The organism is Paenarthrobacter nitroguajacolicus, assembly GCF_007786235.1.
GTDB classification, from domain to species: domain Bacteria; phylum Actinomycetota; class Actinomycetes; order Actinomycetales; family Micrococcaceae; genus Arthrobacter; species Arthrobacter nitroguajacolicus_A.
The window spans coordinates 185,718-201,218 of record NZ_VNFK01000001.1; the positions used below are offsets into that span (position 1 = coordinate 185,718).

The 15,501-nt window shown below is 64.5% G+C and carries 12 protein-coding genes; 6 read left to right on the forward strand and 6 right to left on the reverse strand.

Translation table 11 applies throughout. The features are described 5' to 3' along the window. Positions 1–6: 6 nt before the first annotated feature. Positions 7–2,226, reverse strand: a complete 2,220-nt coding sequence (locus tag FQP90_RS00830) for an NADP-dependent isocitrate dehydrogenase (protein ID WP_144647746.1) — start codon at positions 2,224–2,226, stop codon at positions 7–9. 268 nt (positions 2,227–2,494) lie between these two features. Between FQP90_RS00830 and FQP90_RS00835 the strand changes: the two genes are divergently transcribed. Both FQP90_RS00835 and FQP90_RS00840 read left to right on the forward strand, forming a co-directional pair. After that, positions 2,495–3,172, forward strand: a complete 678-nt coding sequence (locus tag FQP90_RS00835; RefSeq protein ID WP_144647748.1) for a hypothetical protein — start codon at positions 2,495–2,497, stop codon at positions 3,170–3,172. 57 nt (positions 3,173–3,229) lie between these two features. After that, positions 3,230–4,336, forward strand: a complete 1,107-nt coding sequence (locus FQP90_RS00840) for a trypsin-like serine peptidase (protein ID WP_144647749.1) — start codon at positions 3,230–3,232, stop codon at positions 4,334–4,336. 131 nt (positions 4,337–4,467) lie between these two features. Here the strand turns inward: FQP90_RS00840 and purH are convergent, their stop codons facing one another. After that, positions 4,468–6,138, reverse strand: a complete 1,671-nt coding sequence (gene purH, locus FQP90_RS00845; RefSeq protein WP_144647751.1) for a bifunctional phosphoribosylaminoimidazolecarboxamide formyltransferase/IMP cyclohydrolase — start codon at positions 6,136–6,138, stop codon at positions 4,468–4,470. A gap of 1,044 nt (positions 6,139–7,182) precedes the next feature. Next, positions 7,183–8,112, reverse strand: coding sequence for a hypothetical protein (locus FQP90_RS00850; protein ID WP_144647753.1), 930 nt, complete (start codon positions 8,110–8,112; stop codon positions 7,183–7,185). Between the two features lie 175 nt (positions 8,113–8,287). Between FQP90_RS00850 and FQP90_RS00855 the strand changes: the two genes are divergently transcribed. The 3 genes from FQP90_RS00855 (at position 8,288) to FQP90_RS00865 (ending at position 11,589) form a co-directional block, all read left to right on the forward strand. Then, a complete protein-coding gene (locus tag FQP90_RS00855) occupies positions 8,288–9,235 on the forward strand; it encodes an N-acetylglucosamine kinase (RefSeq protein WP_144647755.1) in 948 nt (315 codons plus the stop codon). Continuing rightward, positions 9,210–10,169 (forward strand): N-acetylmuramic acid 6-phosphate etherase, encoded by a 960-nt coding sequence (gene murQ / locus FQP90_RS00860; protein WP_144647757.1) that lies wholly within the window; start codon positions 9,210–9,212, stop codon positions 10,167–10,169. The genes FQP90_RS00855 and murQ overlap by 26 nt, the downstream gene beginning before the upstream one ends. A gap of 67 nt (positions 10,170–10,236) precedes the next feature. Continuing rightward, complete coding sequence (locus FQP90_RS00865; RefSeq protein ID WP_144647759.1) at positions 10,237–11,589, forward strand: MFS transporter; 1,353 nt, start codon at positions 10,237–10,239, stop codon at positions 11,587–11,589. A gap of 57 nt (positions 11,590–11,646) precedes the next feature. Here the strand turns inward: FQP90_RS00865 and purN are convergent, their stop codons facing one another. After that, positions 11,647–12,216 (reverse strand): phosphoribosylglycinamide formyltransferase, encoded by a 570-nt coding sequence (gene purN, locus FQP90_RS00870; protein WP_144647761.1) that lies wholly within the window; start codon positions 12,214–12,216, stop codon positions 11,647–11,649. Between the two features lie 11 nt (positions 12,217–12,227). Here purN and FQP90_RS00875 point away from each other — a divergent pair, with 11 nt between their 5' ends. Continuing rightward, complete coding sequence (locus tag FQP90_RS00875) at positions 12,228–12,677, forward strand: hypothetical protein (protein WP_144647763.1); 450 nt, start codon at positions 12,228–12,230, stop codon at positions 12,675–12,677. 10 nt (positions 12,678–12,687) lie between these two features. Here the strand turns inward: FQP90_RS00875 and FQP90_RS00880 are convergent, their stop codons facing one another. Together FQP90_RS00880 and FQP90_RS00885 are read right to left on the reverse strand one after the other, a co-directional pair. Continuing rightward, the gene (locus FQP90_RS00880; protein WP_144647765.1) at positions 12,688–14,019 is read right to left on the reverse strand and encodes a cell division protein PerM; all 1,332 of its coding nucleotides are present in this window, start codon (positions 14,017–14,019) and stop codon (positions 12,688–12,690) included. A 301-nt stretch (positions 14,020–14,320) separates the two neighbouring features. Continuing rightward, on the reverse strand, positions 14,321–15,358 hold the full coding sequence (locus FQP90_RS00885) for a VOC family protein (RefSeq protein WP_144647767.1): 1,038 nt from the start codon (positions 15,356–15,358) through the stop codon (positions 14,321–14,323). Positions 15,359–15,501 lie beyond the last annotated feature (143 nt).

Consider the following 15,501-nt stretch of genomic DNA (forward strand, 5'->3'; position numbering starts at 1 on the left):
TCGAGGTTACTTCAGGGTCGCGAGGACCTTGTTGAACGTAGCCGACGGGCGCATGATCTCGGCAGCCTTGGCGGCGTCCGGACGGTAGTAACCGCCAAGGTCGACGGCGGGACCCTGGACTGCGGCGAGCTCGCCGACGATTGTCTCCTCGTTGGAGGTAAGGGCTTCCGCAATTGCGGCGAAGTCCTTGGCCAACTCGGCGTCTTCGGTCTGCTTGGCCAGTTCCTGGGCCCAGTAGGTGGCCAGGTAGAAGTGGCTTCCGCGGTTATCCAGCTCGCCGACGCTGCGGCGCGGGGACTTGTTCTCCAGCAGGAACGTACCCGTTGCGCGGTCCAGCGTGTCGGCAAGGACCTGTGCGCGGGCGTTGCCCGTGGTGGTGGCAAGGTGCTCAAAGCTCACGGCCAGGGCAAGGAACTCGCCCAGGCTGTCCCAGCGGAGGTGGTTTTCCTTGACCAGCTGCTGGACGTGCTTGGGAGCGGAGCCACCGGCGCCGGTCTCGAACAGGCCGCCACCGTTGATCAGCGGAACGATGGAGAGCATCTTTGCACTGGTACCGAGCTCAAGGATCGGGAACAGGTCCGTGAGGTAGTCGCGGAGCACGTTGCCCGTAACGGAGATGGTGTCCTCGCCCTTGCGGATGCGCTCCAAGGTGAAGGCCGTTGCCTCAACCGGGGAGAGGATCTCGATCTGCAGGCCCTCGGTGTCGTGGTCCTTCAGGTACTCGTTGACCTTGGCGATCAGGTTGGCGTCGTGCGCGCGGCCCTTGTCCAGCCAGAAAACGGCCGGGGTCTGGGAAGCGCGGGCACGGGTGACGGCCAGCTTGACCCAGTCGCGGACGGGGATGTCCTTGGTCTGGCAAGCGCGCCAGATGTCACCCGGGAAGACCTGGTGCTCGGTGAGGACGTTGCCCTTGCTGTCCACCAGCTGGACGGTGCCGGCTGCCTGGATCTCGAAGGTCTTGTCGTGGCTGCCGTATTCTTCGGCCGCCTGTGCCATGAGGCCCACGTTGGGAACGGTGCCCATGGTGGTGGGATCGAACGCGCCGTTGGCACGGCAGTCGTCCAGCACAACCTGGTAGACGCCGGCGTAGGAGCTGTCCGGGATCACGGCCAGGGTGTCGGCTTCCTTGCCGTCCGGGCCCCACATGTGGCCGGAGGAGCGGATCATGGCCGGCATGGAAGCGTCAACGATGATGTCCGAGGGAACGTGGAGGCTGGTGATGCCCTTGTCAGAGTCCACCATGGCCAGCGCGGGACCGTCTTCGAGGCCCTTGGTGATGGCTGCCTTGACGCCTTCGCGGACGTCTTCCGGCAGGTCTTCCAGGCCGCTAAGGATGGCAGCGAGGCCGTTGTTCGGGCTGATGCCTGCGGCTGCGAGCTGCTTGCCGTAGGTGTCGAACAGCTCGGAGAAGTAGGCCTTGACTACGTGGCCGAAGATGATGGGGTCGGAGACCTTCATCATGGTGGCCTTCAGGTGCGCGGAGAAGAGAATGCCCTCTTCCTTGGCACGGGCAACCTGTGCCTTGAGGAACTCGTCCAAGGCATCGGCGCGCAGGACGGTCGCGTCAACAACTTCGCCGGCCAGGACGGGGAAGTCCTTCTTGAGGACCTTGGTGGTGCCGTCTTCGCGGACCAGCTGGATGCTCAGGGAATCGTCGGCCTCGAGGACAACGGACTTCTCGTTGGAGCGGAAGTCGTTCTCGCCCATGGTGGCAACGTTGGTCTTGGACTCGGGGGTCCAGGCGCCCATGGAGTGCGGGTTCTGGCGGGCGTAGTTCTTTACCGACAGGGGTGCGCGGCGGTCAGAGTTGCCTTCACGCAGCACCGGGTTCACAGCGGAACCCTTGATCTTGTCGTAACGCGAGCGGATGTCCGTCTCGGTGTCCGAGGAAGGGTTGTCCGGGTAGTCCGGGAGGGCGAAGCCCTGGGCCTGGAGCTCGGCGATGGCAGCCTTGAGCTGCGGCACGGAGGCGCTGATGTTGGGCAGCTTGATGATGTTGGCTTCCGGCTGCTTTGCCAGCTCACCAAGTTCAGCAAGGGCGTTGCCCGTGCGCTGCTCTTCGGTCAGGAAATCGCCGAAGACGGCGATGATGCGGCCGGCCAGCGAAATATCGCGGGTCTCCACCTCTACACCTGCGGTCGAGGCATACGCTTCCACAATCGGCAGGAATGAGTAAGTTGCCAGCATCGGCGCTTCGTCTGTGTGGGTATAGATAATCTTGGCCATTGGCGGGGTTCTCCCTGAAAGTCTGCAGATTTCAACATCTCTAACTTACCCGAGTAGACCGTTTTGGCGGCCCTTCGTGTCCGGGATCACGTGTTCGTTACCCCGCCATGGTGATGAACGCCCGACGGCGGCCGGACAGCCGCTGCTGCCCGCCGCCGTCGGACCCTGGTTGTGGAGGGCCGGTTGCCGCAAGCTGGCTGCCGTGGCAAATATCTGGTCCCGGGCGCGTCAGCATCTCATTCACAGCGAAACCGAACATAGTGAAGTCATGACCCGCATCATTCGACCAGCCTCCTTTGCTGCCTGGCTGACCGTCTCGACGGCCGGGATTCTCCTCGCGCTGACCGCTTGCGCTGTCCCGGCGCCGACACCCCGGGAGACCATCCCGCACGACGCCGACACTGGCCAGACGATTGCCGAAGCCCGCGAGGCAATCGACGCCGTCCCCGGAATCTCGGTGACCGGCTTCGCCGGAGGAGGTCCACCCAATGTGAAGGGCAACACCGGATACTCCGTAGAGTTAGCCATCGACACCGGTTACACCGTTCTTTACGGAGATTTGCTGGTCGATTACATCGTCCGGAACGTTTGGTCTGTAGGCGAGGGCTACATGCCCAACACCCAGATTCAGATCAGCGCCCGAACCGCTGACGGGGAGCCGTTCTTCGACCTCACCACTGCAGGCGTGGGATCAGCCTGGATGGGCGGACAGCCCTCGGCTCCTTCGCAGCACAGCACCATCATTATCCCGCTCGCGCCGACGATCCCGAGGGCGAGCGCAATCTATCCCTGCTCTCACGGGACGGTTCATGGCCTGGCGACACACCCAAGCCCCTCCCTGACAGAGTCACGGTCAAAGACCACTGAGGGCCTGCACGTAGCTGATGTTCGGATGCCATACGGCGCTGTGACCTTCAGGTTGACCGCTGCCACGGGCCGTCACTGAGCTCGCCAAAGGAACCTCGTCACTTAACAAGGAAGTGACAGCAAATTATCACAAACTGTGAAACATCTCTTTACAAAGTTGTCATACGTTCGATACCTTCAATTCCGTCAGTCGGCGGTCGCCATCACTGGCCGCCTCACTCCCTCGATAGGTAGGAACAACGTGACAAAAACCAAGACCCTGGCCACAAGCCTGCTGAGTCTGTCCGCTGCCGCAATCCTGGCGTTGGTTGGAACCACCAGCGCCAACGCGGCCCCCTCCAAGGACGCAGACACCAGCGGCGCAGCGGTCAGCAGCCACGTAGTGTCGGACACCGGCGCTGCAGACTACTGGACGCCGGAACGCATGAAGACCGCGCAGTCCGGCGAGATCCTGGCCGCCAAGGCACTGGATCGCGGCAAGCTCCTCAACCTCGGCAAAGCCCCGGTCGCCGAAGCCCCGGGCGCCATCAGCAGCATCGCCGGCCAGCAGGCCGCAACCGATTCCAAGACCATCGACCGCAAGGTCAACCAGAGCGAAACACCGGTCAAGCACATCGGCAAGATCTTCTTCACCCTGGGTGGCTCCAACTACGTCTGCTCCGGCAACTCCGTTACCGCGGCGAACAAGAGCACCGTTTCCACCGCCGGCCACTGCCTCAACGAAGGCCCGGGCGCCTACGCAACCAACTTCGTCTTCGTTCCGGCCTACCTCAACGGCGCAGCACCCTACGGGAAGTGGACGGCAAAGGCGCTGTACGCCCCCACCCAGTGGGCCTCCAACGGCAACATGCAGTACGACACCGCCTTCGCCGTCATGAACACCCTCAACGGTCAGCGGCTCGCAGATGTTGTTGGTTCCTCCGGAGTCCAGTTCAACGCCGCCCGCGGCCTCAGCTACAAGGCCTTCGGCTACCCGGCCGGCTCGCCCTTCAACGGCGAATCGCTCAAGAGCTGCTCGGGCACCGCTACCAACGATCCCTACAACCCGCAGTTCAACAGCCAGGGCATCCCCTGCAACATGACCGGTGGTTCCTCGGGCGGTCCGTGGTTCATCGGCAACAGCTCCACCGGCTACCAGAACTCCGTCAACAGCTACGGCTACGGCAGCAACTCCACCAGCATGTACGGACCGTACTGGGGCACCGTAATCCAGTCCACCTACAACACCGCGGCGGCTTCGTAACCGATGTAGCAAGTCCCTGTTAACGACGACGGCGGCCGTCCCCTTCCGGGGGCGGCCGCCGTTTCCGTTGTGGGCCCACGCCGCCCGGGTTCCCTGGCCGAAGCGCAGCGAGGTTAGGGCGGCGGTGGGGACTAGTGGAAGAAGTGGCGTGCGCCGGTGAAGTACATCGTGATGCCGGCAGCGTTGGCTGCGGCGATGACTTCCTCGTCGCGGACCGAGCCACCCGGCTGGACCACGGCGCGGACACCGGCGTCGATCAGGATCTGCAGGCCGTCAGCGAACGGGAAGAACGCGTCGGAGGCTGCAACCGCGCCGCGTGCGCGTTCCGGTGCGTCGCTCGCGTCGGCGTTGGACGCACCGCCGGCACCTTCGACGTCGGACTCCACCGTGACGCCCAGCGTGTTGGCGCGCTCCACGGCAAGGCGGCAGGAGTCCAGGCGGTTGACCTGGCCCATGCCGATGCCCACCGCGGCGCCGTGGTTGGCGATCAGGATGGCGTTGGACTTGGCAGCGCGGCAAGCGGTCCAGGCGAAAGCCAGGTCCGCGAGGGTTGCATCGTCCGCGGCTTCGCCGGCTGCGAGGGTCCAGTTGGCGGGGTTGTCGCCGTCGGCATCAACCTTGTCGGACATCTGGACCAGGACACCACCGGAAACCTGGCGCATTTCGGCCGGGTAGCGGCCGTAGCCTTCAGGCAGGGCGAGGAGGCGGATGTTCTTCTTCTTGGAGAGGATCTCCACGGCTTCCGGCTCGAAGTCCGGTGCGATGACAACCTCGGTGAAGATCCCGGCAACGGTCTGCGCCATTCCGGCGGTGACCGTACGGTTCGCGGCGATGACGCCACCGAAAGCTGAGACGGGGTCGCAGGCGTGGGCCTTGGCGTGGGCATCCGCAATGGGATCGGCGGCGTCGGCGGAACCGACAGCCACACCGCAGGGGTTGGCGTGCTTGATGATCGCGACTGCGGGCTCAGCGAAGTCGAACGCTGCGCGGAGGGCGGCATCGGCGTCGACGAAGTTGTTGTAGCTCATGGCTTTGCCGTGCAGCTGGTCAGCCTGGGCGATGCCAGCCGGAGCGGCCTTGTCCACGTAGAGCGCGGCCTGCTGGTGCGGGTTTTCGCCGTAGCGGAGGACCTCGGAACGCTCCAGGGCAAGTCCGGCGTACGCGGGCCAGTCGATGACGCCGTCGCCGTCTTCGTCCAGGAACTGGCTGGCAGTCCAGGTGGCTACAGCGTTGTCGTAGCTGGCCGTGTGCGCGAAGGCCTTGGCGGCCAGGCGGCGGCGGGTGTTCAGGTCGAAGCCGCCGTGGGCTGCGGCGTCCACAACTGCGCCGTAGAAGTGCGGGTCCGTGACGATGGCGACGGCGGCGTGGTTCTTCGCGGCCGAACGCACCATGGCGGGGCCTCCGATGTCGATCTGCTCGACGACGTCGTCCTGCGCTGCACCGGATTTCACGGTTTCAACGAACGGGTACAGGTTCACCACCACGAGGTCGAAGGTTTCGATCTCCATGCCGGCAAGGGTGTCCATGTGCGCCGGAACGCGACGGTCGGCCAGGATGCCGCCGTGCACGCGCGGGTGCAGGGTCTTGACGCGGCCGTCCAGCATTTCCGGGGAGCCGGTGACTTCTTCGACTTCCTTGACCGGGATGCCTGCGGCGGCGATCTTCTTGGCGGTGGAGCCGGTGGAAACAATGGCGACGCCTGCTGCGTGCAGGCCCTTCGCGAGCTCCTCCAGTCCCGTCTTGTCGTAAACCGAGATCAGTGCACGGCGGATGGGAACACGGTCAAGCTGCGTCAAGCTCACAAAAGTCTCCGTCTTAGTTCGCGTAGATGTCGCGGGTGGTGGGGATACGGAGAGTTTATCGTGTTTCGTTGGCACCCCGCTTTTGCGTCTTCGCTCCTGGATTGCGGCACCCCGTTGCGGGGCCCGCTCCGCGCGCCATCGTTCCGACTTAGGACGCACACCAGGCCCCACACACTCGACACCCCCGTTGCGGGGCCCGCTCCGCGCGCCATCCATCCGACTTAGGACGCACACCCGGCCCCACAAACTCGGCCACCCCCGTTGCGGGGCCCGCTCCGCACGCCATTGTTCCGACTTGGGACGCACACCCGGCCCCACAAATTCGACACCCCGTTGCGGGGCCCGCTCCGCGCGCATCCATCCCACATGGGACGCACACCAGGCCCCACAAATTCGACACCCCCTTGCGGGGCCCGCTCCGCGCGCCATTGTTCCGACTTGGGACGCACACCAGGCCCCACAAATTCGGCACCCCCGTTGCGGTGCCCGCTCTACACGCAATTGTTCCGACTTGGGACGCACACCAGGCCCCACACATTCGGCACCCCCGTTGCGGGGCCCGCTCCGCACGCCATTCGTCCAACATGGGACGCATACCCGGCCCCACAAATTCGACACCCCGTTGCGGGGCCCGCTCCGCACGCCATCCATCCCACATGGGACGCATACCCGGCCCCACAAATTCGACACCCCGTTGCGGGGCCCGCTCCGCACGCCATCCTTCCCACATGGGACGCACACCAGGCCCCTCACACTCGGCACCCCCTTGCGGGGCCCGCTCCGCACGCCATCCTTCCCACATGGGACACACACCAGGCCCCACACACTCGGCACCCCCTTGCGGGGCCCGCTCCGCACGCCATCCATCCGACTTAGGACGCACACCAGGCCCCACACACTCGGCACCCTCTTGCGGGGCCCGCTCCGCACGCCATCCTTCCCACATGGGACGCGCACCCGGCCCCACAAACTCGACACCCCCGTTACGGGGCCCGCTCCGCACGCCATTGTTCCGACTTGGGCCGCACACCCGGCCCCACAAATTCACGACGGCGGTCGCAGCCACCCGCGCGAACTCAGGGCATCCCTGATCTTCCGTTCGGAATGTGCCCAGCCAGCATTCATCTGGACCTGCGAGAACCTCAGCACGATCCACCCCATGGCTCGGAGCCGATCATCACGTTCAATGTCCTTACCCCATTGCACCGGGTCACTCCGATGATGATCACCCTCATATTCGAGAGCGATCTTGTACTCCTTGTACTGCAGGTCGGGCGTGGATATGTAGATTCCACGCTCGTCGAAGATCGGTTGGGTAACCGCCGGCTCCGGCAGACCGGCGTCGTCGATCATCACGCGCAAGCGGGACTCCTGCGGTGAGTCCACACCTGGGCGCAACAGCGGCAAGACCTCCCGTGCCATCCGGATTCCCTTAACCTTTGGGCGCCGATCAATGACTTCCTGGATGGCATCGATGGAAGCGAGCGGATTCTTCCGCGCCAGCAAGTAGTCGCCGGAGGCAACGAGGGAAGCCCGCCCCATGTGTCGCGCGAGATCCACCCACGTCCATTCCGGAGATGTCAGGTTGATGCCTTTGAAGACCCGGACATCCCTGGCCAGGAGTGGAGCCCGATGCCCAACCACTCCCCGACGTTTTACGCGGCCTATCTCCTGGCGTCGAGTGACATGGATCAGGCCATTGCGGCCTTCCTCTTCCAGATAAAGGGGCAGCGGAATGGACCACAGAAGCGCAGCGGTCACATGGCTCACGGCGCAACGTGGCGTCACTGAGGAGTGCAACCGGCCCAGCAACTCAAGGTCAGGCTCGCCGGTTCTTGTCACTCGTATGCCCCTGCTGGGCGTGATGAGGTCGCCGGTCTGAAGGCGCCATCGCGGGACTCCCGCGGCGTAGGCGTCTTTCACGAGGAAGCCACCGGGATCGAGGGAGGCTGGCAAGGGTGTCGGATTTCGCATTCAACCATGCTCCCGAAAAACGATATCCAACATTCAGTTATCCACAGATTCACCCACAGAGCGGAGGCGACCCCTCCTCCACAGGGCGTTGTGAGGCCCGGTTTGCGCCCGATATCCCAACAATGGCACGCAAAGCTGGCCCCACAACGACACGCACGCAACATAGGGTTGAGCCATGGAAGCGCCCAACAATGTAGTTCTTGTTGCCGATGTAGGGAAGAGCCGCTGCCGCGTGGAGTTGCGCAGCGGTGACGAGCTGCTGGGCGCCGCCGACCAGCACGGCTTCCCCGGAGTGCACGTGGACAACGGCCCCACCCTCGCGTTCGACCTCCTCCTTGAGACGGTCAGCTTGTTGCCGCCCGGGCTTCCGGTCAGCACCATGACCGGAATTGGCGCCGCCGTGGCCGGTGTTGAAGCGTCCGCCCAGAAGTCACAGGAACTCGCCACCATGTTGTCCCAGCGATTCAGCGTCCCCGCAGCCGTCCTGTCCGATGCCACAGCAGCCCAGCTCGGCGCTCTCCAGGGCGCACCCGGCACGACGTTGATCGTGGGCACCGGCGCCGTTGCCTTCCGCTTTGATGAAGCCGGGGTCCTGCACCGGGCCGACGGCTGGGGACCGTATCTGGGTGATCGCGGCAGCGGCCGGTGGATCGGTCAGCAAGGTCTTCAGTCAGTTCTGGAAGCGCACGACGGCGGCCCTGCCACGTCGTTGTCGGCCGCGGCAGGGGCGCTGGTCGAGTCGCCGGAACTCCTTCCGGGCTGGTTGGCCGAACAGGAGAACCCCTACCGGGCGATGGCCCGCTTCGCGCCGCTGGTTCTGCAGGCAGCGGAGTCAGGTGACGCCGTCGCGCATGGCATCATCGGCGAGGCCTGCCGCATCCTGACCCGCACCGTGGAGCTCGCCTCCGGCGGGGAGGGCGCGTCGCGGCGGGTGGCGATGCTGGGCGGAGTGGTGGGATCGGAGTTCTTTGCCTCGCTCTTGCGGAAGTCCCTCGCTTCGGCTGGGATTGAGGTGGTGGCCCCGCTCGGCGATGGCTTGGACGGTGCTGCCCTCGCTGCGATGCGCCGCGGGCTCATCCAGGAAAGGTACATCCACCGTGACGGAACAAACTGGCCCGACTAGCCCCACGGACGCGGACAAGCTCGCGGGCCTGCGCACGGAACTTGCCGGACTGCAGACAGAAGCCACAGCCGAGGGCCTTGACAACTTAGACATCCTGGGCACCGAGGAACTCGTCGCGGCCATGCTTGCCCACAGTTCAGGGGTACACGCCGCCGTCCAGGCAGCCAGCCCCGCGATTGTTCAAACCGTCGACGCCGTTGCGGAGCGGCTTCAGCGCGGTGGCCGCCTGTTGTATGTGGGAGCCGGGACGGCAGGGCGGCTGGGCGTGCTCGACGCCAGTGAGTGCCCGCCGACGTTCGGCACCCCGCCGGGACTCGTCGTCGGACTGATCGCCGGCGGTGTGCAGGCGATCCAGAAACCGGTGGAGTACGCCGAGGACAACGCCACTGCCGGGGCACGCGACCTGCACGATATCAACGTGACCGAAGCGGACGCCGTCGTGGGTATTACTGCCTCGGGGCGGACGCCGTACGTCATTGGGGCGCTGGAGGAAGCCCGGAAGCGGGGTGCGTTCACGGCGTCGCTGGCCTGCAACAAGGGCTCGGCCGTGAGTCATGTGGCGGATGCAGCGATCGAGGTTGAGGTGGGTCCGGAGTTCATCGCGGGCTCCACCAGACTGAATTCAGGCACGGCCCAGAAACTCGTCCTCAACATGATCAGCACCTTGGTGATGGTGAAGCTCGGCAAGACCTACGGGAACCTCATGGTGGACCTGCGGGCGACGAACGAGAAACTGCTGGCCCGTTCGCAGAGGACCGTGCAGCATGCAACCGGCGTTTCTGCCCAGGAAGCAGCAACCGCCCTGGACTCGGTTGGAGGTTCGGTGAAGGCGGCCATTTTGGTACTGCTGACGGGCATCGATGCCGGCCAGGCCAAGAGTGCCCTGGAAGAAGCCGGCGGTTTCCTGCGCAGGGCCATCGAGAACCAGAAGTAACCCGAACGGCGGTACCGGCGGCTTCGAGTACTGTGCCCAGCGCATAAAGTTGCATGCAGGAGGGCAAATGAATACATATACAGCCGTGCCCAGCGGCGAGCAAGTTGTGCAGGAACTGCCGTGGCGTTGGAAGGTCCAAGGCAGGATCTTCCTGATCGGCGGGCTCGGATTCATGTTCGACGCCTGGGATGTCACGCTCAACGGCATCCTCATTCCGCTGCTGTCCAAGCACTGGTCCCTGCAGCCCGCTGACGCCGCTTGGATCGGCACGGCCAACCTGATCGGCATGGCCGTGGGTGCGTTCGCGTGGGGCACCATCGCCGACACCATCGGGCGCAAGAAGGCGTTCACTGCCACCCTCCTCATCTTCAGCATCTTCACGGTCATGGGCGCCTTCGCCCCGGACATTGTGTGGTTCTGCATCTTCCGCTTCATGGCCGGCTTCGGCCTGGGCGGCTGCATCCCCGTGGACTACGCCTTGGTGGGTGAGTTCACGCCCCGCAAGCAACGGGGCAAGGTGCTCACTGCCATGGACGGCTGGTGGCCCATTGGTGCAGCGCTGTGTGGTTTCATCTCAGCTGGGCTTGTTGCTGCCTTCGGCGACTGGCGGCTCACCATGCTCATCATGGTGCTGCCGGCGCTGCTGGTGTTCTGGGTTCGTCGTTCGGTTCCGGAGTCGCCGCTGTTCCTGATTCGGGCGGGTCGCCGGGCGGAGGCCGCTGCGGTGATCGATGGCTTGGTGGAGGCGACCGGTGCCGAGCCCCGGGCATACAGCCTCCCCGAACCGCAGGCCGCTCCGCGTCTCTCGCCCGGCAGCGCGTGGACGCAGTTGCGCAATATCTGGACGTTCAACTGGAAGATCACCACCGCTGCCTGGGCCCTGTTCTTCAGCATCCTGTTGGTCTACTACTTGTCACTGACGTGGATGCCCCGGATCCTCATCGGTGCTGGTTTCGAGGAGTACAAGGCGTTTGTCACGACGGCGAGCATGGCCGCCGTCGGACTTCTGGGCGTGGTGGTCGCAGCGCTGCTGGTGGAGCGAGTGGGCCGCAAGTGGATCCTTGCTGTCACCGGTCCGTTGTCTGCGCTGACGCTGGTGATCGTGGCCTTCGTGGTGGACATTCCCTCAGCCGCGGTGTTCTGGCTGCTGGTGTTCGGCTTCGTGGTCCAGGTGGCCATCCCTGTCCTGTACGCCTATGTGTCCGAGCTGTATCCGACGGAACTCCGTGGATCGGGCTTCGGCTGGGCATCGACGTTCTCCCGCATCGGCGCAGGCTTCGGGCCCCTGGTGTTTGCCTCATTCTTCTGGCCGGAGTTCGGGCTGGCGCAGTCGTTCGCGATGGCCGGTGGCCTGGTGCTGCTGTCCGTGCTGTGGATGGCGTTCTTCGCCCCGGAGACCAAGCAGCGCGAACTCTCCTAACCCAACTGACTGGCATTTGTGGTTGTTCCCAGCCCTGGGAACAACCACAAATGCGAGCTACTTGGGTGCGGCGGCGAGGTCTGCGAGGGTTTGGACCAGCAGGCGGCGCTCCACTACCTTGATGCGTTCGTGGAGGGATTCCTCGGAGTCGTTGGGCAGAACGGCCACGGCTTCCTGCGCGATGATGGGTCCCGTGTCCACCCCAGCGTCCGCCCAGTGAACGGTGCATCCCGTGACCTTCACCCCGTACGCCATGGCGTCGCGGACCCCGTGGGCGCCCGGGAAGGACGGGAGCAACGCAGGGTGGGTGTTGACGTATTTGCCGTCGAAAGCGTTGATGAAGTCCTCGCTGACGATCCTCATGAAACCGGAGGAAACCACCACGTCCGGCTTGTAGGACAAGACCTTGTCCCGCAAAGCAGAATCCCACTCCGCGCGGGTTTCGAACGAGTTGAAGTTGACCACGAAGGTTTCGATCCCTGCCTCATCAGAGCGCTCCACGCCATAGGTATCGGGACGGTCTGCGCCCACAGCGGCGATCTCGACATCCAGCTCACCCGACTTCACGGCGTCGATGACTGCCTGAAGATTGGAACCGGTACCGGAGACGAGGACAACAATGCGCATTGCACTAGCTTATGGGCGGCTCGCGTAGGCTGGAAAACATGAATCCCGACGTCGGTCCCCAGCCGAGCCAGCAACCCCGCTCCGAGGCCGAAAAGTCCGCCCTTGGCGTGACCCAAATCCTGTTCCGTGCCTTCCTCTTGACGGCTTTGGGCGCGTTCTTCGTCTTCTCCCTGAACGTGAACTATGTGTGGTTGAGCGCCATCCTGACGCTTGCCGGTTTGGTGTTGGGAATCGTGGTTCTGGTGCGGACGCTGAAGTACAAGCACCCGCGGCTGATGTTGTTCGGGACGATCTCCGGCCTGGTGGTCACGGCGATAATGTGCCTGCTCATCCTGACGTCCGTACTCTTCTTCAAACAGGTCAGCACCTACCAGGACTGCTCGCGGGGCGCTCTGACGGAATCCGCCAAGACACAGTGCCTTACGCAGCTTGAGAACTCGATGCCTGGTCCGCTGCGGTAGCCGGACCCGCTCAGGCGTGTTCGTCGTCGTACGCTACTTCGTCGAGGTTCGCCTCGCGGAGCTTCTGGCGGCGTTCCAGCCACGGCCCCACTGCGTAGCCAATCACGACGCCGATACCCACCTCCGCGGCCAGCCAGACTGCCGTCCACAGCGGGTGGGGTCCGATTTCCGTGAGCCGTCCAATACCGGCCGAACCGCGTGCGATCCAGGCCAACGCACCACCCAGGAGGCCCGCGACGATGCCGATGAACGCGCCCAGGAACAGGGTGGAAACGGTGGCGGTGAACCAGCGGGCTTTGATCTTGATGGAGAGCCACTCGTCAAAGTGGTTCTCTCCTTCTCGCAGGAACCACCAGCCCGCAAGGATGCCGGCGACGACGGGGAGCGCCAGGGCCATGGCACCGAACTCGAGCTGCCCGGCGGGAAGGCTGCCCAGAATGGGAACTGCCGGGAGTGGTCCTACTGCGGTACCAAGCGGTCCAGCGGTCGATCCGACGCCGAGCGAGAAGCCCGCCCCGGAGGACCACGCCAACGCGAAAACAACCAGGTTCGGCAGGAAACCGAGCTGGGCGATAGTGAGCACTGCACCGCCCAGAGCGCCCGCCTGGATTCCTTCGTAGACAGCGATGATGTCCGTCCAATGCCACACGATGGTCACTGCCAGCAGCACTGCGGCCAGGCAAACAGCTGCCACCGCGGCCACAAAGCCGGCTTTCAACGCCGAGCCAACGTAGGAGCCTGCCCAGCGGGAGTGTTGGCTGGTCTTTGAGAGCCAGGCTACGGCGTCGACGCCGATCAGTCGGCTCCAGGAGCCCGCTTCGCGCCGTGCACCGACGATCATGCCCAGGCCGAAGGAGATCAGGGGGATGGTCATGGCCAACCAGAGATTAATGACGACTTCAGAGGTGCGGCACACGAAGCCCGTGGCTGCGCCGAACGCGGCGTACACAACGAAGGCGCCGAGGAAGGCCTGCCAGAGCTGGTCCGTATAGGAGGCGCGGGCGAGTCGACGGCCGGCCCGCCACGCCAACATGAACGGGATGAGAGTCAGGCCCAACGGAATCAGGGACAGCAGGCCCGAGCCCGGCTGGGCAGCCGTACCAAGGTTGACCTGGGCGAGTTCCAACGGGACGCCGTGAATCAGCAACCAAGCCTGACCGGCAAGGCGAGCCAGGGAGTCCACGTTCCGGTCCTGGAAACCGTCCGTGGCCCACACTCCCACCAGCGGCAACACCACAACGATGGCTGAAATGAAGGCTGCCTGCGCCGCTTCCAAACCGCCCTGCAGCCAAAGGGGCATGGGGAGGCCACGGTTTCCGGTCTGATCAGCGCGCAGTTTCATCGTGATCTATCGTGCCACGGTGGGCCCCACTCCCCCGGCAGGCGCCCCTGAAATACCGCGAATCCATGCGCTTTTTCCCTTGGGTCGCCGTAAGATTGGAGGTGTTCTCACGGGGCGGATGCAGAACGCCATGATCGCCCCCAGCTGACATTGCAAGGCCCGGAAACAATCGAAGCCGGGAACTAGGAGCGGCCAATGGATAGGTGTCACAACTCATAGCAGAAAGTCGTACTAGCAGCTGGTGCAGCCGCCTTGGGATTCTCTCCTTAGGCTGCACCAGCCTTCTTTTTGCTTTCCGGGGCTAACCCCTCGCGAAGAAGTCGACGCCCGACACGTACTCCATGGCCTCCACGAACTTCGGATCACCCGCCCGAGCGTAGGCTTCCTGCTCGGTGAGCTCAGCCTCCCGGCAGTGGATCCACCAAAGGTTCCCCAAGGGATCCCGGACCCTGCCCACCCGTTCGCCCCAGAACATCTCCGTCATGTTCGTCACTGCCGTGGCACCGGCGGCGAGCGCAGCAGCGAAGGCGGCATCGCCGTCGTCGACGTAGACGCGAAGGAACGCCGGAGTCGGAGGCCAGTCCGGGCGGGAGTCGAAGGCGAGGACGTTGGAATCGCCGATCTTCGCCTCCGCGTGGCCGATGGACCCGTCTTCCATGGGCACTCGGAACGCTTCCTGGGCGCCGAACGCGGCGGCGATGAACTCAAGGAGTTCAGGCGTGCTGGGCGTAATGATCCACGGTTCAACGGAACGATAGCCGACGGGCACGGCACTGACTCCTTCAGCACGTAGCGGCGGGGCCATGGCCTTGACTTCGCCCGGGACAGGCGCGTCCTCTTGGCCAGTCATGTGCCGGTGAAGCGAGTCGATGGCATACGCCATCCCCGCCGCGTACTCCGGTGCTTGCCAACGGTTGGCGGCTTCGTCGTCGGAGACGTCCTCCATATGCGACATGATCCACCAGACGTTCCCCAACGGGTCCTGAATCCTGGCACCGCGATCGCCCCAGGCACTGTTGTCCAGGACCGAAACCACCGTGGCACCCGCGGTGAGGGCGGCGTTGAAGGCGGCATCGGCGTCGTGCGTGTACAGGCGGAGGTACGACGGCGTTGCAGGCCAGTGCGGTCGGCTGTCGAAAGCGAGGACTACCGAGTCGCCGATCCGCGCCTCCGCGTGCCCGATGGTGCCGTCCTCCCCGACGACGCGGTCGATCTCCTCTGCGCCGAATGCTGCGGTGATGAACTCGAAGAGGGCGTTGGTGTCACGTGTGATGAGCCAGGGACTGACGCTGGAGTAGCCGGTAGGGACGGTGCTGATACTCGGGTTTGCCGCGGTCATGGCTGTGTCCTCTTCCTCGGGGTTCAGTGGCTTCAGCCTATGACCGTTCGAGGTCAGGATTGGTCCGCGATTTACCTCGCCGACGTCGGGATATCGGGACTCTGGGGCACTCCTCCACTCGAGGCCCCACCCCTCAAGGACGT

Excerpts from the sequence above, each read along its gene's own strand:
- FQP90_RS00875 (WP_144647763.1), top strand. The coding sequence starts at position 12,228 with ATGGGCGGCTCGCGTAGGCTGGAAAACATGAATCCCGACGTCGGTCCC.
- FQP90_RS00830 (WP_144647746.1), bottom strand. The coding sequence starts at position 2,226 with ATGGCCAAGATTATCTATACCCACACAGACGAAGCGCCGATGCTGGCA.
- FQP90_RS00880 (WP_144647765.1), bottom strand. The coding sequence starts at position 14,019 with ATGAAACTGCGCGCTGATCAGACCGGAAACCGTGGCCTCCCCATGCCC.
- FQP90_RS00835 (WP_144647748.1), top strand. The coding sequence starts at position 2,495 with ATGACCCGCATCATTCGACCAGCCTCCTTTGCTGCCTGGCTGACCGTC.
- FQP90_RS00865 (WP_144647759.1), top strand. The coding sequence starts at position 10,237 with ATGAATACATATACAGCCGTGCCCAGCGGCGAGCAAGTTGTGCAGGAA.
- FQP90_RS00855 (WP_144647755.1), top strand. The coding sequence starts at position 8,288 with ATGGAAGCGCCCAACAATGTAGTTCTTGTTGCCGATGTAGGGAAGAGC.
- purN (WP_144647761.1), bottom strand. The coding sequence starts at position 12,216 with ATGCGCATTGTTGTCCTCGTCTCCGGTACCGGTTCCAATCTTCAGGCA.
- FQP90_RS00885 (WP_144647767.1), bottom strand. The coding sequence starts at position 15,358 with ATGACCGCGGCAAACCCGAGTATCAGCACCGTCCCTACCGGCTACTCC.
- FQP90_RS00850 (WP_144647753.1), bottom strand. The coding sequence starts at position 8,112 with ATGCGAAATCCGACACCCTTGCCAGCCTCCCTCGATCCCGGTGGCTTC.